Source organism: Rhodococcus jostii RHA1 (assembly GCF_000014565.1).
Lineage (GTDB): Bacteria > Actinomycetota > Actinomycetes > Mycobacteriales > Mycobacteriaceae > Rhodococcus_F > Rhodococcus_F jostii_A.
Window position 1 is genome coordinate 1399948 of sequence record NC_008268.1, and the last position, 19378, is coordinate 1419325.

Below are 19378 nucleotides of genomic sequence, written 5' to 3' on the forward strand. Positions count from 1 at the left end.
ATGCTCGACGTGTTCCGATCGGTTCACACGTCGAGTTCAGGAAGGACGTAGCGATGCGCGCACTGCCCGCAGCCCACGCAACCCGGTTGCGGCCGTCACGCACGGGCGCCGCCTCCTTCCCCGCCGGCCGGCAAGGCGAACGCGGGATCATGCCCGCCCCGAAGACCTGCCGCACCGCCCGACACGCCTGACTCGACTTCCGTCGCCGGCGTGCTCCCACCGCCGCGAACCGACGACAGAACCGAGATCTCCCGTGAGGCACTTCTCCCGTAACCCACCCGGCAACACCCTCGACGCCCGCAACTGGTCGCGCGCGGATGTGCTGGTCGTCAATGTGACGTACGAGGCCCTCTGCGAGATTCCCGCGGAGCGCGCCGTCGTGCTGATCAGTGTCGGTGCGGCCGAGACGGTCGCGGATCGGGAGCCGCCGTTCCCGATTCGCTCGCAGCACGTCGAGATCAGCCTCCCGCAGACCATTCGACTGCTGCGTTACGTCTACGTCCCGCACTCCGAAATGGTGACCGACAGCAGCCGCGCGACGTTCGCGGGCGTGTTCCGCCGCGACCGCAATCGTTGCGGCTACTGCGCCGAGCCGGTCGCGACGACCATCGACCACGTGCTGCCGAGGAGCCGCGGTGGCCCGAACACCTGGGCCAACCTCGTGGCCTGCTGCGTCCCCTGCAACCAGAGGAAGGCCGACCGCACACCGGAGGAGGCGGGAATGCCGCTCCTCTGGGAGCCGAAGGCGCCCCGGCACATCGAGAAGGCGCAGCGGCTGATCTGGAGGGATCTCGCGGCGGTCTGACCGCGAGATCCCTGCACCCGCCTCCACCCGACCGACCTTCTCCCGGGAAGGGGAGATTTCCCGATGACCGACGTCCTGGACACGACCCTGTCCACCCTGCTGCCTGCCTCCGACGACCCCGCCGGCTGGGTTGACGCGGCGTGCCGCGCCGACCCAGAGCCGGACCGGTGGTTCCCGTTCCCGACCGAGGACTTCGAGTACGCGCGCGACGTCTGCCATCGCTGCGCACTGCGGATGCGCTGCGAGCTGTTCGCCAGGACCACCGGTCAGACTGGTGTGTGGGGTGGCAAGGAATTCGATCGGGGTCGCGAGAAGCGGACGTGAATCCGCCTCGGCCCGGCCCCGGTCCGCCGGCTACCGGCCCAGAATCTCGGGCAGCGCGACGTCCTCGCCCCGCACGTGCTCGGAGAGGAACGACAGCACCACCTGATACCAGACCTTCGCGTTCTGCGGGGTGAGGATCCAGTGGTTCTCGTCCGGGAAGTAGAGGAAGCGGTGTTCGGTGCGACCGTCGTCGTCCGCGGGCAACCCCGACTCGGACAGCAGCTCGAACCACAGCCGCAGCCCCTCTCCGATCGGAACGCGAAAGTCCTTGTCGCCGTGAATGACCAGCATGGGGGTCACGATGTCCGCGACGTACAGGTGCGGCGAGTTCTCCACCGCCATCTCGGGCGTCATCTCCCGCTGCCAGTACCAGGCGGCATCGGTGGTGGGGCCGAACTGGTCCAGCGCCCACAGGCTGGCGTGGGTGACGATCGCCTTGAACCGGTCGGTGTGTCCGGCGATCCAGTTGGCCATGTAACCGCCGAACGATCCGCCCATCGCCGCGGTGCGCTTCTCGTCGATCTCCGGCAGTGCCACCGTGGCGTCGGTGATCGCCATGAGATCGGTGAACGGGGCCTTGCCCCACTTACCCCAGCCCCGCTCGACGAACTCCTGCCCGTAGCCGGTGGACAACGCCGGATCCGGCAGCAGCACGGCGTATCCCCGCGCCACGAGCAGCCACGGGTTCCATCGCCACGACCAGGTGTTCCACGACCCCAGAGGGCCGCCATGCACCCACAGCGCGAGAGGAACCGGCGCGTGGGCGGAGGCGCCGGTCGGCACCGCGAGCCACGCGCGCACCGCGGCGCCGTCGGCGGCGACCGTCTCGACCTCCGTCAGCGTGCCCGGCAACTCGGGGAGGTCGGCGGGCGCCTTCAGCAGTGACACGGCGCCGGTGGTGATGTCGATGCGCACCGGGTGCGGCGGCGCCGCGTACGACGCCCGCAGCGCGAACACCGTCGACCCGTCGGGGGCCACCTGCAGGTCGGTGTACGCGCAATCGTCGGTCGTCACCCGAGTGGGGTCCGCGCCGTCACGGAGCAGGAAGATCGGGGCACGCCCACGGTCGTCGGCGGTGACGAGGAGCCCCGAACCGTCGGACAGCCAGGCCACGGACGTTGCCCACCGGTCCCACCCCGGCGCCACCTCCGAGACCGTGCCCGTGTCGAAGCTGTAGCGGTGCAGCGTGAATCGCGGCGCGGCGTCGGGTGTCGCATGCGATTCCCTCGTGAACACGACATGCCGTCCGTCCGGGGAGATCACCGGGTCCGACAGATCGGCGTCGGCGTCGTCGACGAGGACCGTCCGCGCCCCCGTCTCGGTGTCGACGCGTACGAGGATGCTCCGGATCGACGCCAGCGGACCGGGCACCGTCCACGACGACACGACGAACGCGCCGTCGTCGCTCAGCGCGTAGTTCGCCTCCCGCAGTGCCGGACCCGGCATCGGAGTGAGGTCGGTCAGCTCCGGCTCCTGCCCGTTCTCCGCGAGCGCGTCCAGTGAGGCGGACAGGAGGTGGGGCACCTCGGGACCGAGATCGTGGTCCCAGTAGCGGATCGGGTAGCCCGTGTGCAGGATCGCCGAGACCTTCTTCTCCTTGCGCTCGGTGCGCACCCGCTCGTCGTCGGCGGACTCCCCGGATCTCCCGAGAACCCCGGTGGTGACGACGACCCGCGGCGCGCACCGTGCGGCGCGGACCCCGGTGATGCCACCGCCGCGGCGCGCGACGACCACCGCCTCGCCGCCTCGCGCGGGCAGCCGCCACAGATCGTCGGGAAGGTCGTCCTCGTCCTGGGTCGGACGGGAGGACGTGAAGAGGAGATCGCCGTCGCTGGTGAACGTCGGGTTGGACTCCCCGCTGCGACCTCGGGTGAGCCGGCGGGCCGCGAACTCGCCGGTGGGATCGATCTCCCACAGTGCTGTGACGTACTTGGTCGCCTTCTCGTCGAGCGTCGACTGCGCGACGACGAGCCTTCGCCCGTCCGCGGACAGCGCGAGGCCGCCGACGCGGCCGAGCGCGAGGTAGTCGTCGAGGTCGTCGAAAGGAGTTCCGGCGTGGAGTTCAGGAATCGCGGTCACGAGTCGTTGGTATCACGAACCGGGCTCACACCGTCGGACATCCGCGTCTCAGGCGAGCAGGGGCGCGACCCGCGGCGGAATCTCGTTCAACGCGTACGGCAGGCTCAATACGGTGCTCCACGCCATCGCTTCGGCGGCGGCGTCCTCGAGCGTGAGCGTGCGTCCGGCCTTCACCACGTCGAGTTCCTGATAGATCGGTGTCTTGTCGAGCTCCGCGCGCAACTTGTCGCCGTAACCGCCGCCCGCGTACCAGACGAGGAGATCGACGTTCGCGAGCGACAGTTGCTCCGTGCTGATCTCGGCGAAGTTGCCGGTGATCTGTTCCGTCACAGCGGGATTGACGAAGCCGAGTTCGGTGAAGAAGCGGACCTTCGGGTCCTCCGGACCGTACACACCGAACTGCCCGGGACCCTTGAGCGCGCCGACGAGGACGGTCTTTCCCGCGAACGCCGGGTTGGCGGCCCGGACGTCGTCGAACTGCGTCTCGACGGAGGACACGAGCTCCGCGGCCTTGTCCTTCTTGCCGAGCGTCTCGCCGAGAATCCTCGTCTGGTCCTGCCACGGGACGCCGTATTCGGCGAACTCCTTGGGCTGCGCGACCGTCGGCGCGATGGCGCTCAGCTTGTCGTACTGGGCCTGGGTGAGGCCGGAGTAGGTGCCGACCACCAGATCCGGGGCGACCGTCGCGACCTTCTCGAAATCGATGTTGGTCGATGCCGTGCCCACGATCTCGGGCTGCGCGTCGCCGAGGAGGCCCTGCGCCCACGGCCACACGCCGTAGGGATAGTCGCCGTACCAGTCGAACGTGCCTGCCAGCGTGCCGCCGAGCGCGAGGATCGTGTCCTGGTCGTTGTAGCCCACACTGACGATGCGCTGCGGGTCGGTCGGCACCTGGGTCTCGCCGTACTTGTGGGCGATGACGGGACCGGACGGCTCACTGCCGGTGCCGGAGCCGTCGCCGTCCGAGCTGCTGCAGGCCGCGGCGAACGCGAGCAGCGCTCCCCCGGTGCCCACGAGGAATCCGCGTCGGCTCAGGCCGATCCTCTGTTGACCCACGTTCATGCGGCGACCCTCTCGTCTACCAGGTACTACGATCCACTTAGGTAAGGCTTGCCGAGCTTATCCTAAGGGGTCGCGCGGACGGGTTCCCGCCACATCGCCCACAGCGTCGGCCCGCCGTCCGGGATCCGGATCTCGCCGGTGACGTCGAATCCGAACCGCTGGTAGTAGGAAATGTTGTCTTCCTTGCTCGACTCCAGATACGCCGGGAGCCCCTCGGCATCACACCGGTCCAGCCGCGACCGCAACAGCGCCTTCCCGTAACCGCCGCCCCGTCCCGCGCTCGACGTCCCGATCGTCGCCAGATACCAGTGCACGGGATCGACCGGGTGTGCGTCCTCGACGGTTCCGCTCACCGCGGCCCCGACGCCCAGCCGCGAGCCGAACGCGCGGACCAGTCCCGGCAGGCTGAGGATCGACGACAACGTCGACTGCTTCCAGCCGCCGGGCGGATCCCACATGGCGGCCCCGCGGACCAGGCCGTCGCCGTCCTCTGCCAGTTCGGCTCCGCCCCCGGCCAGATGGTGATGGCGGATCTCCACCGCGAACAGTCTCGACAGACCGCGCCGCCTGCGCTCGGGATCCGGCCACATCCACACCATCACGGGATCGTCGAAGAACGCGTCGGCAAGGACGCGCGACAGTTCGGGAATGTCGGATCCGGTCGCCGCTCGCACGCTCACACCCATGTCCAGAGGGTACGGGCACACCAGGCGGGCGCGCCGGAACGACTGGCCGTCGCGCCCGGTTCGGGGCCACTATGGACTCATGACCCGCCCCTCGTCCGCACAAAGTCCGCTCGAATCCGGCGGCAGGTGATGGGCCGCGTCACCGCGCGACGCCCGGTCGTCCGCATCACCGAGCACGGAACGGCACGCAGACCCGATTCGCTGGCCGTCGAAGAACCCCTCGAGATCCGGGTCGGCGGCCGTTCACTGTCGGTGACGATGCGCACGCCGGGCGACGACATCGATCTGGTGCACGGGTTCCTGCTGACCGAGGGCATCATCGAGAGCCGCGACGACGTGTCCGTCGCCCGCTATTGCGACGGCGTCGACGAGAGCGGAGCCAACACGTACAACGTGCTCGACGTGGTTCTGGCCGAGGGCGTCCCGGTTCCGGGTGGACCGGAACGCCGGTTCGTCACCTCGTCGGCCTGCGGGGTGTGCGGCAAGGCGTCGCTGGACCAGGTCCGGACACGGTCACGATTCCCCTTGTCCGGCAACGACTTGTCGGTGACCGCGGCCACGCTGTCGTCGATGCCGGCCACCTTGCGGGCGGGTCAGCGCATCTTCGATTCGACGGGCGGACTGCACGCCGCGGGCCTGTTCACCCCCGACGGCGCACTCGTCGCGTTGCGGGAGGACGTCGGCAGGCACAACGCCGTCGACAAGGTGCTGGGGTGGGCACTGACACAGGAGCGGGTGCCGCTGTCGGGCAGTGTTCTCCTCGTCAGCGGGCGCGCGTCCTTCGAACTGGTGCAGAAGTCCGTGATGGCGGGGATACCGATGCTCGGCGCGGTGTCGGCGCCGTCCTCGCTGGCCGTCGACCTGGCACTGGAATCCGGCACGACGCTCGTCGGCTTCCTCCGCGGGGAGTCGATGAACGTCTATGCCGGAGCCCAGCGCGTGAAGACCGGGGTCTGAGCGGGCGTTTCTAGACGGTGGCGTCGACGAGGAGCGTCGCGCCGGTGGCCGCCTGAACGTCCTCGACGCTGTGGCCGGGAGCGGTCTCGACGAGCCGCAGGCCGTCGGGGGTCACGTCGATGACAGCGAGATCGGTGACGATCTTCTGTACGCAGCGCTTGCCGGTGTACGGCAGCGTGCACTCCTCGAGGATCTTGTGCTCACCCTTCTTGGTGACGTGATCCATCATCACGATGACCTTGCCCGCGCCGTGGACGAGGTCCATCGCGCCGCCCATGCCCTTGACCATGGCGCCCGGGACCATCCAGTTGGACAGGTCGCCGTGGCTGCTGACCTGCATGGCGCCGAGAACTGCCACGTCGACGCTGCCGCCGCGGATCATCGAGAAGGAGTCGGAGGAGGAGAAGAACGCGCCGCCGGGGACCACGGTGATGGTCTCCTTGCCCGCGTTGATCAGTTCGGGGTCGACCTCGTCGTCGGTCGGGTACGGCCCGACGCCGAGGATGCCGTTCTCCGAGTGCAGGATGACGTCCTTGCCGGCCGGGATGTGACCGGGGATCAGGGTGGGCATGCCGATGCCGAGGTTCACGTACTGCCCATCCTCGAGCTCGGCCGCGACCCGGGCCGCCATCTCGTCACGCGTCCAGCTCATGCCCGTACCGTCCTGTTCTCGATTCCCGTTTCCTGCTTGCCGACCTCGACCACACGCTGGACGAAGATGCCGGGGGTGTGCACCTCGGCGGGGTCGATCTCGCCGGGCTCGACGAGGTACTCGACCTGCGCGATGGTGATGCGACCGGCGCCGGCGGCGTCCGGGTTGAAGTTGCGGGCCGTCTCCCGGTACACGAGGTTGCCGAGGCGGTCACCCTTCCACGCGTGGACCAGCGCGAAGTCGGTGCGGATGGCGCGTTCGAGGACGAAGGCCTCTCCGTCGAACTCGCGCGTCTCCTTGGGCTTGCTCGCCACCGCGATGCCGCCCTGGCCGTCGTAGCGGATCGGCAGACCGCCGTCGGCGACCTGCGTCCCGACACCGGCGGGGGTGTAGAAGGCGGGGATGCCCGCTCCCCCGGCGCGCATGCGCTCGGCCAGCGTGCCCTGCGGAGTGAGCTCGACCTCGAGCTCTCCGCTGAGGTACTGCCGCGCGAATTCCTTGTTCGCGCCGACGTACGAGCTGATCGTGCGCCGGATCCGGTGCTGCTCGAGGAGCAGACCCAGACCGAAACCGTCGGTGCCGCAGTTGTTGCTGACCGTCTCGAGGTCGGTCGCACCTTGTGCGAGGAGGGCGTCGATGAGGACCGAGGGGATACCGACGAGGCCGAAGCCGCCCACCGCGAGGGACGCTCCGTCGGGGACATCGGCAACGGCCTCGGCCGCCGTTGCGAAGACTTTGTTGACCATGTGACCCAGGCTACCGCAAAATGTTCGAGTAGTGAACACCCATCCACATTGCGAACAAATTCCGCCCCGCCTGTTGGCCCCATCACAAAACGCGACTACTATGTGCGAATAGCGGCCGACTGTTCACATCGAGAACGTGAGGATCTTTTTCCATGCTGCATCTGCCAGCCCACTTCGAAGCCGGGCACGAAGCCAATGCCCCGCTGCTGTTCCCCGAGTACAAGACGACTCGGCTGCGCAGCCCCAAGAACGACCTGATCCTGATCCCGCAGCGACTCGGCGAGATCACCGGTCCGGTCTTCGGCGACGCCGACGTCGCCAAGGGTGAGAACGACATGACCCACGCCAACGGCGGCGAGGCCCAGGGACAGCGCATCATCGTCCACGGCCGCGTCCTCGACAGTGCGGGCAAGCCCATCCCCGACACCCTCATCGAGGTGTGGCAGGCCAATGCCGGCGGCCGCTACCGCCACAAGATGGATTCCTGGCCGGCCCCGCTCGATCCCCACTTCAACGGTGTCGCCCGCTGCCTCACCGACAAGCAGGGCCACTACGAGTTCACGACCATCAAGCCCGGCGCCTACCCGTGGGGCAACCACCACAACGCGTGGCGGCCCGCACACATCCACTTCTCCCTGTTCGGTCAGGCGTTCACCCAGCGGCTGGTCACGCAGATGTACTTCCCGGACGATCCGTTCTTCTTCCAGGACCCGATCTACAACTCGGTGCCCGAAGCGGCGCGCGAGCGGATGATCAGCACGTTCGACTACGACCACACCCGCGACAACTGGGCCGTCGGATTCAAGTTCGACATCGTCCTGCGCGGTCGGGACGCCACCCCGTTCGAGGACCCGGAGGGCCACTGATGATCGACACCCAGAATCCCGACGCCCCCCGCTACCCGGTCTTCGCCAAGAGCCAGGACCAGGTGCCGTTCGGTGTCACGCCGTCCCAGACCGTCGGCCCGTACGTCCACATCGGCCTCTTCCCCACGTGGGAGAACAGCGGCGACGCCGTCCCCGAGGATGCGCCGGGACGAATCGACGTGTCCTTCAGCGTCATCGACGGCGCCGGTCAGCCCATCGGCGACGCGATGATCGAAACCTGGCAGGCAGATGCCGCGGGCCGGTTCAACAGCCCCACCGATCCCCGCGGTGCCGCCGAGGCGACCCCCGCCGGCTTCCGCAGCCTGGCCCGCGTGTTCGCCGACGAGAGCGGCACGATCGTGGTGCACACCGTGAAGCCGGGCGCACTTCCCGCCGAGGACGGCGCCGTCGAGGCCCCGCACATCAACGTCGGACTGTTCGCCCGCGGCATGCTCGAGAGGCTGTACACACGGCTGTACTTCCCCGAGGACACGGACGCGCACGCATCGGACCCCGTGCTGTCCGCCGTTCCGGAAGCCGACCGCCCCAAGCTGATCGCGGAGAAGACGGATCGCGGATACCACCTGACGATCCACGTGCAGAACACGGACGGACGGGAAACCCCGTTCTTCGCCCTGTAATCGGTCACAACGCAGAAAGGTGTCGCGCGTGAACTCTCCGGAGCCTTCCCGGGGTGCCCTGTTCGATCCGACGTTCGGTGCCGGCGAAATGTCGGCGCTGCTCTCGGACCGGGCGTGGGTCACCGCGCTGGTCGAGGTCGAGGGGGCACTGGCCCGGGCGGAGGCGAAGTGCGACGTCATCCCCGCCGCGTCCGCCGACGCCATCTCGTCGGTGTTCGCGCGCGTCGTCGCCGAGGGCTCCGTGGATGTGGGTGCCCTCGGCGTGGCGGCCGCAGCGGGGGGCAATCCCGTGATCCCGCTGGTGAAACTGCTCCGCAGCGAGGTCGCGGCCGCCGATCTCGGGGTATCCGGAAGCCACGTGCACAAGGGCGCCACGAGTCAGGACATCCTCGACACCGCCCTGATGCTGCTGTGCCGCCGGTCGGGTGCGCACATCCTGGCCTCGCTCGACGAGGCGGTGGTGTGCGCCGAGGCGCTCGCGCGGGCCCAGCGCGACACCCCGATCGCCGGCCGCACACTCGGCCAGCAGGCCCTCCCCACCACGTTCGGCGTGCTCGCCGCGGGGTGGATGACGGCGTTGCACAGGGCCTCCCGTGCACTGTTCGACGCCCTCGACGGACTTCCCGTGCAACTGGGAGGCGCGGCCGGGACGTCGGCTGCGCTCTACCCGCACGGCCTCGACGTCGCCGACGTGCTCGCCGACGAGCTCGGGCTGGCACGTCAGGACGTGCCCTGGCACACCGATCGCACCCGCATCGCGCTGCTCGCGTCGGCGCTCGGAACGGCGGCGGGCGCGGTGTCCAAGATCGCCACCGACCTCGTGTTCCTGTCGTCCACCGAGGTCGGCGAGGTCAGCGAAGGGTCCCCCGGCGGTTCGTCGGCCATGCCGCACAAGCGCAATCCGGTGGCCGCGATCGCGGCCCGCGCCGCGGCCCGCCGCACCCCGGGACTCGTCGCGACGATCCTCGGCTCGATGGATCACGAGCAGCAGCGCGCCGCGGGCGCCTGGCACGCCGAGTGGGAAACGCTCACGGACCTGCTACGCCTCACCGGCGGAGCCGTCGCGCGCATCGCCGACTCGCTCGGCGGGCTGAACGTCCACCCCGACGCGATGGCCCGCAACCTCGACATCACCGGCGGCCTGCTCCTCGCGGAACGCGTCACCGGCGCCCTGTCCGCCCGCACCGACAACGCGCGCGCCCTGGTCACCGCCGCGTGCGAGACCGGACACCCCCTCGACGAGGATCCCGGGCTCCTCGAATACCTGCAGGCGGACGAGATCCGCGCCCTGCTCGACCCCGCCGGATACCTCGGCCACGCCCACGACATCGTCGACCGCGCACTGGAGACAGTGGCCCGCGGCCGGGAAGGAACGCGATGACAGTCGCACTCGCACACGAAATCTCCGGACCCCGAAGCGGCGCGGCGGACGCCCCCGTCGTCGTCCTGCTCGGATCGCTCGGCTCCAACCGGTCGATGTGGGACCCGCAGATCGCGGCGCTGTCCTACGAATGCCGGGTCGTCGCCGTCGATCAGCGCGGCCACGGCGAATCGCCGGCACCGGACGGCCCGTACTCCGTCCGCGACCTGTCCGAGGACGTTCTCGCCCTGCTCGACTCGCTCGGCGTCGACGCCGCCCACTTCGTCGGACTGTCCATGGGCGGCGCGATCGCCCAGTGGCTCGGCGCGCACGCTCCGCGCCGGGTGCTGTCGCTGTCGCTGCTGTGCACCGCCGCGAAATTCGGTGAACCGCAGGCATGGATCGAGCGGGCCGCGGCATCGCGCACCGACGGTCCGGAGTCGCTCGCGGATGCCGTTGTCGCACGGTGGTTCAGCGAGGGGCTCGCCAAGCGTGATCCGGAATTCGTCCGGCACTACCGCGAGATGATCGCGTCCACGTCCCCCGAGGGATACGCCGCGTGCTGCGACGCCCTCGCCGACTGGGATTTCACCGCCGACCTGTCCCGCATCAGCGCACCGACACTGGTGATCGCGGGCGAGGAGGATCCGTCCACCCCGCCGTCGGTCATGCAGATCCTCGCGGACGGCATCACCGAGGCCCGGTTCGAGGTGCTCTCCCCCGCCGCGCACGTCGCGAACCTCGAGCAGGCAGGAGCCGTCACGGCGCTGCTGCGCGAACACATCGTCGGCGCCGGGTACGCGCGCGGCCGGCGCGCCGCGCACGCACAGGGAATGACGGTGCGCCGCTCGATACTCGGCGACGCGCACGTGGACCGCTCCGTGGCGGGCACCACCGACTTCACGGCACCGTTCCAGGACTTCATCACCCGCACCGCGTGGGGCGACATCTGGTCACGCCCCGGGCTGGACCACGAGTTGCGGCGGCTGCTCACGATCGCCGTCCTCACCGCGGTCGGCAACGAGCACGAACTCGACATGCACATCCGCGCCGCCCTCCGCGCGGGTGTCGACGCCGACACCATCGGTGAGGTGCTCCTCCACACCTCCGTCTACGCCGGTGTGCCCAACAGCAATCTCGGCTTCGCACTCGGCAAACAGGCCCTCGCCGACCTGTCCTCCACCGACACCGGGGCCACGGAGGAGAATTCGCAGACATGACCGCTACCGAACCGACGGAGAAGATCCTCCCGTCCCCCGACTACGTCCAGTCCCTGGCCCGGGGCCTCGCCGTGATCCGCTGCTTCGACCACCGGAATCAGCGGCGAACGCTCAGTGACGTCGCTCGCGCCACCGACCTGACCCGCGCCACCGCACGCCGATTTCTGCTCACCCTCGTCGAGCTCGGCTACGTGGCCACGGACGGTTCCGCGTTCTGGCTCACCCCGCGGGTTCTCGAACTCGGATACAGCTACCTGTCGAGCCTGTCGCTGCCGGAGGTCGCGCAGCCGCACCTCGAGAAGTTGAGCCACAAGGTCCACGAGTCGTCGTCGGTGTCGATCCTCGACGGCGCCGACATCGTGTACGTGGCCCGCGTGCCCGTCAGCCGGATCATGACGGTGGGCATCACCATCGGCACCCGGCTCCCCGCGTACGCCACCTCGATGGGGCGGGTCCTGCTGGCGGGACTGCCCGACGACGAACTCGACGCGTACCTCGAAAAGCTCGACATCCAGCGGCTCACCGAACGCACGATCACGGCCCGCGACGAGCTGAAGGCTGCGATTCTCGCGGTCCGCGCGGACGGAATCTGCGTTCTCGACCAGGAACTCGAGGCAGGCCTGCGGTCGATGGCCGCCCCGATCCGGGGCGCCTCCGGGCTGACCGTCGCGGCGGTGAACATCTCCACACCGGCCGCGCGCTACAGCCTCGAGGATCTGCATTCCGATCTCATCCCGTCGCTGCGGGTCACCGCAACCGACATCGAACAGGACCTCGCCACCGTCAATCGCTGACGCAGTGCCCGAGGAATCTTCATGAAAGGTCTTTCCATGCGTGACGTCGTCATCTGCGAGCCCCTGCGAACGCCGGTCGGGCGCTTCGGCGGAGTGTTCAAGGACATCAACCCGCAGAGCCTCGCGGCCACCGTCATCACGGCGCTCGTCGAACGCACCGGCATCGAGGGCAGCCAGATCGACGACGTCATCCTGGGCCAGGCGTCCCCGGGCGGGGAAGCCCCGGCCATCGGCCGGATCGCGGCCCTCGACGCCGGACTCGGCATCGACGTCCCCGGCATGCAGGTGGATCGCCGCTGCGGATCCGGTCTGCAAGCGGTCATCACCGCCGTGCTCCAGGTGGCGTCCGGCGGCAATGATCTCGTCCTCGCCGGTGGCGCCGAATCCATGAGCCAGGCCGAGTTCTACACCAACCCGAACATCCGCTGGGGCGTCAAGGGCGAAGGCGTGCAACTCGCGGACCGGCTCGCCCGCGCCCGCGTCACCGCCGGCGGTGCGAACTTCCCCGTGCCGGGCGGCATGATCGAGACCGCCGAAAACCTCCGCGCCGAGTTCGACATCAGCCGTGAGGACCAGGACGCGCTCGCCGTGCAATCGCACCAGCGTGCCGTCGCCGCACAGGACTCAGGACGCTTCGCCGAGGAGATCGTCGGAGTGACGGTGCCGCAACGCAAGTCGGACCCGCTCGTCGTCGACAAGGACGAGCATCCGCGCGCCGACACCACGGTGGAGTCGCTGTCGAAGCTCCGCGCCATCCGCTCCAAGATCGACTCCGCCTCCACCGTCACCGCCGGCAACGCCAGCGGGCAGAACGACGGTGCCGCCGTGTGCATCGTGACAACCGCCGAGAAGGCGAAGGAACTCGGGCTGAAGCCCCTCGCCCGCATGGCGTCCTGGGCCGTGGCCGGCGTCCCGCCGCGCACCATGGGCATCGGCCCGGTGCCCGCCACGGAGAAGGCCCTCGGTCAGCTCGGACTGTCGCTGTCCGACATGGGTGTGATCGAACTGAACGAGGCCTTCGCCGCGCAGACCCTCGCCGTCCTCCGCAGCTGGGACCTCGACCCCACCGACGAACGCCTCAACCCCAACGGATCCGGCATCTCCCTCGGACACCCCGTCGGCGCCACCGGCGGCCGCATTCTCGCCACCCTCCTGCGGGAGATGGACCGTCGCGAATCCCGCTACGGGCTCGAGACCATGTGCATCGGCGGCGGCCAGGGCCTGGCTGCGGTGTTCGAGCGGGTCTGATCCGGCGTCTTCGGTGCACGCATCGGCGGGCAGGCTTCGTGCCCGCCCGCCGATGTTCGTTCCGGGCCGAGAATGCACGTCCACGGCTGCGTCACGCAACAGCCGGGCTCGTCACAGCCGGTGCAATTCGACGTCGCCGAGTTCCCCGTCCCGGGCGGTGGCGGTCATGTACGTGCAGTGCGGCTGGCGCCGTCGGTCGGTCGGCGATCCCGGGTTCAGCAGTCGCAGACCGGTTTCCGTGGTGGTGTCCCAGGGGATGTGGCTGTGCCCGAAGATCAGGACGTCGGTGTCCCGATAGGCGGCGGACATCCGTTTCTCCCTGCCTGCGGAGGCCCCGGTCTCGTGCACGACGGTAATGCGCACCCCGGCCAGCGTCACGTCCGCCCGCTCGGGCATCAGGGCGCGCAGGTCGTCGCCGTCGTTGTTGCCCCAGCACGCCACGAGCCGCGCCGATCGCGCCTGCAGCGCCTCGAATGTGGGGAGATCGACCCAGTCGCCGGCGTGGATCACCACGTCCGCGCGGTCGACCTCGTCCCACACCCGGGCGGGCAGGTCGCGCGCCCGTTTCGGGACATGGGTGTCGGCCAGCAGCAATAACCTCACGGTCCCAGTCTGCGCGAATCCGCACCCTTTCTCTGCATCCGCACCCGTTTTCGCGTGCGAAAAGTGGTGCAGGTGCAGAAATGGGGTGCAGGTGCAGAAGTGGGCAGACGCGGCGTTTACGCGCCCGCGAGCGCGGCGGCGTCCTCTGCCTGCAACAGCAGACCCATGTGCTCACGCATCCGCTGCGCGTCCGGCTCGAGGCCGGTGAAGATCCGGAAGGAATCGACGGCCTGACCGATGGTCATGCCGATTCCGCTGAGGGTCCGGGCACCGATCTCGCGGGCGCGGGCGAGGAGTTCGGTTTCGGCGGGACGGTAGACGACGTCCGCGACCCACAGGTCGGGGCGCAGCAGTGCGGCGTCGAGTGCCATGCCGGGGTGGGCCGCCATGCCGATCGGCGTCGCGTGGATGAGGCCCTGGGCCGCACCGACCGCGGCGGGAACGGCGGAGAGGTCGCCGGCCGCGATTTCCCGGTCCGGGAACAGTTCGGCAAGCGAGTCGCGCAGATCCTTCGACCGCGCGGCGTCGGCGTCGATGATCGTGAAGTGTCCGACACCGCGGGTGAGCGCGGCGTAGGCGACGGCCGCGCCGGCGCCGCCCGCCCCGAGTTGCACGACGTGGTTCATGGGCGCGCCTTCGAGGCCCTCGTCCATGTTGCGCGCGAATCCGGACCAGTCGGTGTTGTGGCCGATCAGGCGCCCGCCTTCGATGTGGACCGTGTTGACCGCGCCGAGCTTGCGGGCGTCGTCGGACAGGTCGTCGAGGAGCGGAATGACGGCCTGCTTGCAGGGGTGGGTGATGTTGAGCCCGTTGAACCCGAGGAGCTTGGCGGCTGAGAGGAGCTGCGGCAGCCCCTCGACGCCCATGCCCAGCGTGTCGAGGTCGAGGATCCGGTAGACGTACCCGACGCCCTGCGCGCGACCCTCGGCCTCGTGGAGCGGCGGGGTCAGCGATTTCGAGATCCCGGTGCCGATCAGACCGCACAGGTACGACGGGCGAGCGGTGGGGGCATCGAGGTCACGAGAGGTCATGGCGATCACTTCCGGGAGAGGGCTGAGAGCTAATTAACTATCTAGTGAGTTATGTCACGGTAGCATACCTCCATACCGCGCGGAAGACAGCACAGGCAGGAGTTTCACCGATGACACGAAGCGAGACGACGGGCGCGACCTCCGAGAAGGAGACGGTCAAACGGACCCGCAACCCCGAGAAGACCCGGGAGAACATCCTGCGGGTGGCGATGACGGAATTCGCCGACAAGGGGCTGACCGGCGCCCGCATCGACGAGATCGCGGCGAAGACCGCCACCACGAAGCGGATGCTCTACTACTACTTCGGCGACAAGGAGGGGCTGTACCGGGCAGTCCTGCAGCGGGCCTACGAGGAGATCCGCTACGAGGAGTCCCAGCTCGACGTCGACCACCTCGAGCCGACCGAGGCGATCCGGGCGCTCGCCGAGCTGACGTTCGACCATCACGAGGCTCACCCGGACTTCATCCGTCTCGTCGCGATCGAGAACACGAACCGCGGCGTCAACCTCGTCCGGGCCGAGGGACTCCCCGAGACGCAGGCGCCGGCGATTCGCACGCTCGAGCGGATCCTCCAACGAGGGCAGGAGGCGGGCATCTTCCGCACCGACACGACGGCACTCGACATCCACATGCTCATCAGCTCGTACTGCGTCTTCCGGGTGGCCAATCGGTACACGTTCAAGGCGCTGTTCGACTGGGATCTCACCGGCGCGGAGAACCGCCCCCACCTGCGCGCGATGATCGGCGACGTCGTCCTGGCCTACCTGCAGCAGCCCGGGAAAGTATGAACTAACTATTTCGACCATTATTGACGCGAGGCTGTGACCTGGGTTACCTTGCTTCTACGACCTACGAACACCTGCTCTTCCGAGCCGCCAGTGTTCACATTCCTCGCTCCCCAGGAGTATCGATGACCATCGACTACGGCACCGGCGCCTCCGGTCGAAACGGTGACGGCAAAGGCCGCTCCTCCGTCGACCCCAACGCTGACCCCACCAACGCGAAGAAGGCCGCGAAGGCCGCCTTCTTCGGCAGCCTGCTCGAGTACTACGACTTCTACATCTTCGCCTCGGCTGCTGCGTTGGTGTTCCCGCACGTGTTCTTCGAGGGATCGAAGAACCCGCTGCTGCTGTCGCTGGCCACCTTCGGCATCTCCTACATCGCGCGTCCGATCGGCGCCGTGTTCGTCGGACACTTCGGCGACCGGGCCGGACGCAAGAAGGTGATGATGTTCTGCCTGGTTCTCATGGGCGTCGTCACGTTCCTGATCGGCTGTCTGCCGTCGTCCGAGCAGGCCGGGATGGTCGGACCGGTGCTGCTGGTGCTGCTGCGTATCTGCCAGGGCGTTTCCGCGGCCGGCGAACAGTCGGGTGCGGGCTCGCTCACCCTCGAGCACTCCCCCGCCCACCGTCGCGGCTTCTTCTGCAGTTGGACGCTCACCGGTACCCAGGCCGGCTTCATCGTCGCGAGCCTCGCGTTCATCCCCGTCGCGGCGCTGCCCGACGAGACCCTCTACAGCTGGGGCTGGCGTGTGCCGTTCTGGTGCAGCCTGCTCGTCCTCGTCGTCGCCTACATCGTGCGTCGCAAGCTCGAAGAGCCCGAGATCTTCATCGCCAACAAGGAAGCCCTGGACGAGGCGCCCGCCCCGCTCCCCGTCGTCGACCTCTTCCGCACGCACTGGCGTGACGTTCTCCGCGTGGTCTTCTGCGCCTTCATCGCCGTCGTCAGCACCGTGTTCTCCGTGTTCGGCCTCGCCTACGCCACCACCCCCGAAATCGGGATGAGCCGCACGACCATGCTGTGGGTCGCGATCGCCGCCAACACGGTGGCCCTGGTCTCGCAGCCGCTGCTCGGCATGCTGTCCGACCGGATCGGCCGCAAGCCGGTGTTCATCGGTGGCGCGATCGGTTCGTCCGCCGGAATCTTCCTGTACTTCGCCGCGATCGGCACCGGCAACGTGGCGATGATCTTCTTCGCGGGCATCCTGCTGATGGGTGGCGTCTACGCCGGGACCAACGCCATCTGGCCGGCGTTCTACGCCGAGATGTTCTCGTCACGGGTTCGCTACTCCGGCATGGCGATCGGCACGCAGCTCGGTTTCGCGCTCGCCGGATTCGCACCGACCATCGCCCAGGCACTGCGCGGCGCCGATCCCAAGAACTGGGTGCCGGTGGCGATCTTCACCGCCGTCTGCGCGCTCATCGCCGCGGCCTCTGCCTCCACGGCGAAGGAGAACTCCCGTACTCCGCTGCTCGACCTCGACAAGGAGGACGTCGCGCTCACGAAGGCGAAAGCGAACGCGAAGGTCTGATCAACTCGGAAACGAACGATGCGCCCGGCACGTGTGCCGGGCGCGTCGTCGTGTCGGTGGCTAACGCCGCAGTTCGTGGGTGAGTGCTTCGAGTTCGTCGCCGCCGGCCATTTGCTGGGTGAGTTCTTCGAGGCTGATCTCGTCGAAGGTGCAGTCCAGTTTCTGCCGGCCGCGGTTGAGGAGGACGAAGTGGTCGCCGACCATGTAGGCGTGGTGCGGGTTGTGGGTGATGAACACGACCCCGAAGCCCTGTTCCTTGGCGGCGGAGATGTAGCGCAGCACCATCCCGGACTGCTTGACGCCGAGGGCGGCGGTGGGCTCGTCGAGGATCAGGACGCGGGCGCCGAAGAAGATCGCCCGGGCGATCGCCACGCACTGGCGTTGACCGCCGGACAGCGAGCCGATGGGGGCGTCGACGTCGGGCAGCTCGATGCCCATCTTCGACAACTCGGACATCGTGGTGGCGCGCATTCCGTTCGCGTCGAGGGACTTGAACGGTCCCTTCCGCAGTTCCTGGCCGAGGAAGAAGTTCCGCCACACCGGCATCAGCGACACCACCGCCAGGTCCTGGTAGACGGTGGCGATGCCCTTGGACAGGGCCTCCTTCGGTGAGCCGAAGGTGAGGGCCTCGCCGTCGACGAGCAACTCCCCCTCACTCTGCTGGTGCAGGCCGGCGATGATCTTGATCAGGGTGGACTTGCCGGCCCCGTTGTCGCCGAGGACACCGGTGACCTCCCCGGCCCGCACCCGCAGGTTGATGTCCTGCAGGGCGATGATGTTGCCGTACTGCTTGCCGACGTGTTTGAGTTCGATCAGCGGGATCTTGTCGCCACCACCGGGTTCGGTATCGACGGGAAGTTGTTCGATGGTACTCATACCGGTCACCTCTTGGCGGCGTAGTTGCGGAAGGCATTGTTGGCGATGACCGCGAACAGCAGCATCGCGCCGAGGAAGAACTTGAACCAGTCCGGGTTCCAGCCGGCGTAGACGATGCCCTGGTTCGTCATGCCGAAGATGAACGCGCCGATCGCGGCGCCGATCGCGGTGCCGTACCCGCCGGTGAGCAGGCAGCCGCCGATGACCGCGGCGATGATGTAGAGGAACTCGTTGCCGATGCCCTGCCCGGACTGGACGGTGTTGAACGAGAACAGCAGGTGCATCCCGACGAACCAGGCGGCGAACCCGACGGTCATGAACAACCCGATCTTGACCTTGGTGACCGGGACGCCGATGGCGCGGGCGGAGTCCTGGTTGCCGCCGACGGCGAAGATCCAGTTCCCGATCCGGGTCTTGAACAGCACCCAGGTGGCGATCGCGGTGAACAGCAGCCACCAGAGCACGGTGATCCGCACCGACACCCCGCCGACCTCGAAGGAGGACGCGAACACCTTCTTCGCCGAGTCGAACCCGGCCATGTCGGACACGCTGGGGGTGGCGACCTGCCCGGTGATCAGTTTGGTGACCGCCAGGTTGATGCCGGTGAGCATCAGAAACGAGCTCAGCGTGATCAGGAAGCTGGGGATCTTCGTCTTCATCACCAGGTACCCGTTGAAGAACCCGACCGCCAGCGAGACGACGAGGGCGAGGGCGGCGCCGGCCCACAGGTTCAGGTGCAGGTTGTAGGCGATCATCGACGCCGCCAGGGAGCTGGTGGTGACGGCGACGCCGGCGGAGAGGTCGAATTCCCCGCCGATCATCAGCAGCGCGACCGCGCACGCCATGATCCCGATCGTGGAGGAGGCGTAGAGCACCGTGGCGAGGGCTTCGGGGCTGCGGAACGGGGGTGCAACGACCATGAAGAAGATGAAGATGGCGATCGCACCGAACAGGGAACCGATCTCGGGACGGACCAGCAGACGCTGCAGGCGTTTCTGCTCCTTCACCCGCTCGTCGTGGACGACCTTGTGACTGGCAAGGTCCAGATCTTGCTGTGTGGACATGATTTCCTCTCCGCGCCGGTGGATCTCAGCGTTGTGCGGTGCCGGCCGGTCGT

21 protein-coding genes are annotated in these 19378 nt (G+C 68.4%); 12 read left to right on the forward strand and 9 right to left on the reverse strand.

What is annotated here, in order from left to right; genetic code table 11:
* Positions 1–53 precede the first annotated feature (53 nt).
* From RHA1_RS50380 to RHA1_RS06430, 3 genes are all read left to right on the forward strand, one after another.
* Positions 54–191, forward strand: a complete 138-nt coding sequence (locus RHA1_RS50380; RefSeq protein ID WP_167540925.1) for a hypothetical protein — start codon at positions 54–56, stop codon at positions 189–191.
* Between the two features lie 62 nt (positions 192–253).
* Positions 254–805 carry an HNH endonuclease gene (locus RHA1_RS06425; RefSeq protein ID WP_041811166.1) on the forward strand — a complete coding sequence of 184 codons (552 nt, stop codon included), beginning with the start codon at positions 254–256 and terminating at the stop codon, positions 803–805.
* A 63-nt stretch (positions 806–868) separates the two neighbouring features.
* Entirely contained in the window at positions 869–1129 is a 261-nt protein-coding gene (locus tag RHA1_RS06430; protein WP_009474035.1) for a WhiB family transcriptional regulator, read from the forward strand.
* Positions 1130–1159: 30 nt separating this feature from the next.
* Here RHA1_RS06430 and RHA1_RS06435 read toward each other — a convergent pair whose 3' ends face one another.
* The 3 genes from RHA1_RS06435 to RHA1_RS06445 form a co-directional block, all read right to left on the reverse strand.
* Entirely contained in the window at positions 1160–3208 is a 2049-nt protein-coding gene (locus RHA1_RS06435; protein WP_009474036.1) for a S9 family peptidase, read from the reverse strand.
* 48 nt (positions 3209–3256) lie between these two features.
* Positions 3257–4270 (reverse strand): iron-siderophore ABC transporter substrate-binding protein, encoded by a 1014-nt coding sequence (locus tag RHA1_RS06440; protein ID WP_011594384.1) that lies wholly within the window; start codon positions 4268–4270, stop codon positions 3257–3259.
* A 62-nt stretch (positions 4271–4332) separates the two neighbouring features.
* Positions 4333–4956: a GNAT family N-acetyltransferase gene (locus RHA1_RS06445; protein WP_041811169.1), complete on the reverse strand. Its 624-nt coding sequence runs from the start codon at positions 4954–4956 to the stop codon at positions 4333–4335.
* A gap of 129 nt (positions 4957–5085) precedes the next feature.
* On the opposite strand from RHA1_RS06445, the gene fdhD reads away from it, so the two are divergent.
* Positions 5086–5913, forward strand: coding sequence for a formate dehydrogenase accessory sulfurtransferase FdhD (fdhD, locus tag RHA1_RS06450; protein WP_011594386.1), 828 nt, complete (start codon positions 5086–5088; stop codon positions 5911–5913).
* A 10-nt stretch (positions 5914–5923) separates the two neighbouring features.
* Here the strand turns inward: fdhD and RHA1_RS06455 are convergent, their stop codons facing one another.
* Positions 5924–6565, reverse strand: coding sequence for a 3-oxoacid CoA-transferase subunit B (locus RHA1_RS06455; RefSeq protein ID WP_009474040.1), 642 nt, complete (start codon positions 6563–6565; stop codon positions 5924–5926).
* Positions 6562–7311, reverse strand: coding sequence for a CoA transferase subunit A (locus RHA1_RS06460; RefSeq protein ID WP_005248111.1), 750 nt, complete (start codon positions 7309–7311; stop codon positions 6562–6564). The genes RHA1_RS06455 and RHA1_RS06460 overlap by 4 nt, the downstream gene beginning before the upstream one ends.
* A 152-nt stretch (positions 7312–7463) precedes the next feature.
* Here RHA1_RS06460 and pcaH point away from each other — a divergent pair, with 152 nt between their 5' ends.
* The 6 genes from pcaH to RHA1_RS06490 are packed head-to-tail and all read left to right on the forward strand — an operon-like array spanning position 7464 to position 13440.
* Positions 7464–8177: a protocatechuate 3,4-dioxygenase subunit beta gene (gene pcaH, locus RHA1_RS06465; protein WP_009474041.1), complete on the forward strand. Its 714-nt coding sequence runs from the start codon at positions 7464–7466 to the stop codon at positions 8175–8177.
* A complete protein-coding gene (gene pcaG / locus RHA1_RS06470) occupies positions 8177–8818 on the forward strand; it encodes a protocatechuate 3,4-dioxygenase subunit alpha (RefSeq protein ID WP_011594387.1) in 642 nt (213 codons plus the stop codon). Before pcaH ends, pcaG begins: the two co-directional genes overlap by 1 nt.
* A 28-nt stretch (positions 8819–8846) precedes the next feature.
* Positions 8847–10199 carry a 3-carboxy-cis,cis-muconate cycloisomerase gene (gene pcaB / locus RHA1_RS06475; protein WP_011594388.1) on the forward strand — a complete coding sequence of 451 codons (1353 nt, stop codon included), beginning with the start codon at positions 8847–8849 and terminating at the stop codon, positions 10197–10199.
* On the forward strand, positions 10196–11398 hold the full coding sequence (gene pcaDC / locus RHA1_RS06480; RefSeq protein WP_011594389.1) for a bifunctional 3-oxoadipate enol-lactonase/4-carboxymuconolactone decarboxylase PcaDC: 1203 nt from the start codon (positions 10196–10198) through the stop codon (positions 11396–11398). Before pcaB ends, pcaDC begins: the two co-directional genes overlap by 4 nt.
* Entirely contained in the window at positions 11395–12192 is a 798-nt protein-coding gene (locus RHA1_RS06485) for an IclR family transcriptional regulator (RefSeq protein ID WP_011594390.1), read from the forward strand. The genes pcaDC and RHA1_RS06485 overlap by 4 nt, the downstream gene beginning before the upstream one ends.
* A gap of 36 nt (positions 12193–12228) precedes the next feature.
* On the forward strand, positions 12229–13440 hold the full coding sequence (locus RHA1_RS06490; RefSeq protein ID WP_043778356.1) for an acetyl-CoA C-acetyltransferase: 1212 nt from the start codon (positions 12229–12231) through the stop codon (positions 13438–13440).
* A gap of 111 nt (positions 13441–13551) precedes the next feature.
* On the opposite strand, the gene RHA1_RS06495 is transcribed toward RHA1_RS06490, so the two are convergent.
* Together RHA1_RS06495 and RHA1_RS06500 are read right to left on the reverse strand one after the other, a co-directional pair.
* Entirely contained in the window at positions 13552–14043 is a 492-nt protein-coding gene (locus RHA1_RS06495) for a metallophosphoesterase family protein (RefSeq protein ID WP_011594391.1), read from the reverse strand.
* Between the two features lie 116 nt (positions 14044–14159).
* Positions 14160–15074: a shikimate dehydrogenase gene (locus tag RHA1_RS06500; RefSeq protein WP_009474048.1), complete on the reverse strand. Its 915-nt coding sequence runs from the start codon at positions 15072–15074 to the stop codon at positions 14160–14162.
* A 110-nt stretch (positions 15075–15184) separates the two neighbouring features.
* Between RHA1_RS06500 and RHA1_RS06505 the strand changes: the two genes are divergently transcribed.
* Both RHA1_RS06505 and RHA1_RS06510 read left to right on the forward strand, forming a co-directional pair.
* Positions 15185–15862: a TetR/AcrR family transcriptional regulator gene (locus RHA1_RS06505; RefSeq protein ID WP_009474049.1), complete on the forward strand. Its 678-nt coding sequence runs from the start codon at positions 15185–15187 to the stop codon at positions 15860–15862.
* A gap of 122 nt (positions 15863–15984) precedes the next feature.
* Positions 15985–17385 carry an MFS transporter gene (locus tag RHA1_RS06510; RefSeq protein WP_011594392.1) on the forward strand — a complete coding sequence of 467 codons (1401 nt, stop codon included), beginning with the start codon at positions 15985–15987 and terminating at the stop codon, positions 17383–17385.
* A gap of 60 nt (positions 17386–17445) precedes the next feature.
* On the opposite strand, the gene RHA1_RS06515 is transcribed toward RHA1_RS06510, so the two are convergent.
* A complete protein-coding gene (locus RHA1_RS06515; RefSeq protein WP_011594393.1) occupies positions 17446–18261 on the reverse strand; it encodes an ATP-binding cassette domain-containing protein in 816 nt (271 codons plus the stop codon).
* A gap of 5 nt (positions 18262–18266) precedes the next feature.
* Entirely contained in the window at positions 18267–19325 is a 1059-nt protein-coding gene (locus tag RHA1_RS06520; protein WP_011594394.1) for an ABC transporter permease, read from the reverse strand.
* Positions 19326–19378 lie beyond the last annotated feature (53 nt).

What these genes read in the sequence shown, in the direction of transcription:
- RHA1_RS06445 (WP_041811169.1), bottom strand. Translation starts at nt 4,956, where the DNA reads ATGGGTGTGAGCGTGCGAGCGGCGACCGGATCCGACATTCCCGAACTG.
- RHA1_RS06505 (WP_009474049.1), top strand. Translation starts at nt 15,185, where the DNA reads ATGACACGAAGCGAGACGACGGGCGCGACCTCCGAGAAGGAGACGGTC.
- fdhD (WP_011594386.1), top strand. Translation starts at nt 5,086, where the DNA reads ATGGGCCGCGTCACCGCGCGACGCCCGGTCGTCCGCATCACCGAGCAC.
- pcaG (WP_011594387.1), top strand. Translation starts at nt 8,177, where the DNA reads ATGATCGACACCCAGAATCCCGACGCCCCCCGCTACCCGGTCTTCGCC.
- RHA1_RS06485 (WP_011594390.1), top strand. Translation starts at nt 11,395, where the DNA reads ATGACCGCTACCGAACCGACGGAGAAGATCCTCCCGTCCCCCGACTAC.
- RHA1_RS06460 (WP_005248111.1), bottom strand. Translation starts at nt 7,311, where the DNA reads ATGGTCAACAAAGTCTTCGCAACGGCGGCCGAGGCCGTTGCCGATGTC.
- pcaH (WP_009474041.1), top strand. Translation starts at nt 7,464, where the DNA reads ATGCTGCATCTGCCAGCCCACTTCGAAGCCGGGCACGAAGCCAATGCC.
- RHA1_RS50380 (WP_167540925.1), top strand. Translation starts at nt 54, where the DNA reads ATGCGCGCACTGCCCGCAGCCCACGCAACCCGGTTGCGGCCGTCACGC.
- RHA1_RS06520 (WP_011594394.1), bottom strand. Translation starts at nt 19,325, where the DNA reads ATGTCCACACAGCAAGATCTGGACCTTGCCAGTCACAAGGTCGTCCAC.
- RHA1_RS06455 (WP_009474040.1), bottom strand. Translation starts at nt 6,565, where the DNA reads ATGAGCTGGACGCGTGACGAGATGGCGGCCCGGGTCGCGGCCGAGCTC.
- RHA1_RS06515 (WP_011594393.1), bottom strand. Translation starts at nt 18,261, where the DNA reads ATGAGTACCATCGAACAACTTCCCGTCGATACCGAACCCGGTGGTGGC.
- RHA1_RS06440 (WP_011594384.1), bottom strand. Translation starts at nt 4,270, where the DNA reads ATGAACGTGGGTCAACAGAGGATCGGCCTGAGCCGACGCGGATTCCTC.
- RHA1_RS06500 (WP_009474048.1), bottom strand. Translation starts at nt 15,074, where the DNA reads ATGACCTCTCGTGACCTCGATGCCCCCACCGCTCGCCCGTCGTACCTG.
- pcaDC (WP_011594389.1), top strand. Translation starts at nt 10,196, where the DNA reads ATGACAGTCGCACTCGCACACGAAATCTCCGGACCCCGAAGCGGCGCG.
- RHA1_RS06490 (WP_043778356.1), top strand. Translation starts at nt 12,229, where the DNA reads ATGCGTGACGTCGTCATCTGCGAGCCCCTGCGAACGCCGGTCGGGCGC.
- RHA1_RS06430 (WP_009474035.1), top strand. Translation starts at nt 869, where the DNA reads ATGACCGACGTCCTGGACACGACCCTGTCCACCCTGCTGCCTGCCTCC.
- RHA1_RS06510 (WP_011594392.1), top strand. Translation starts at nt 15,985, where the DNA reads ATGACCATCGACTACGGCACCGGCGCCTCCGGTCGAAACGGTGACGGC.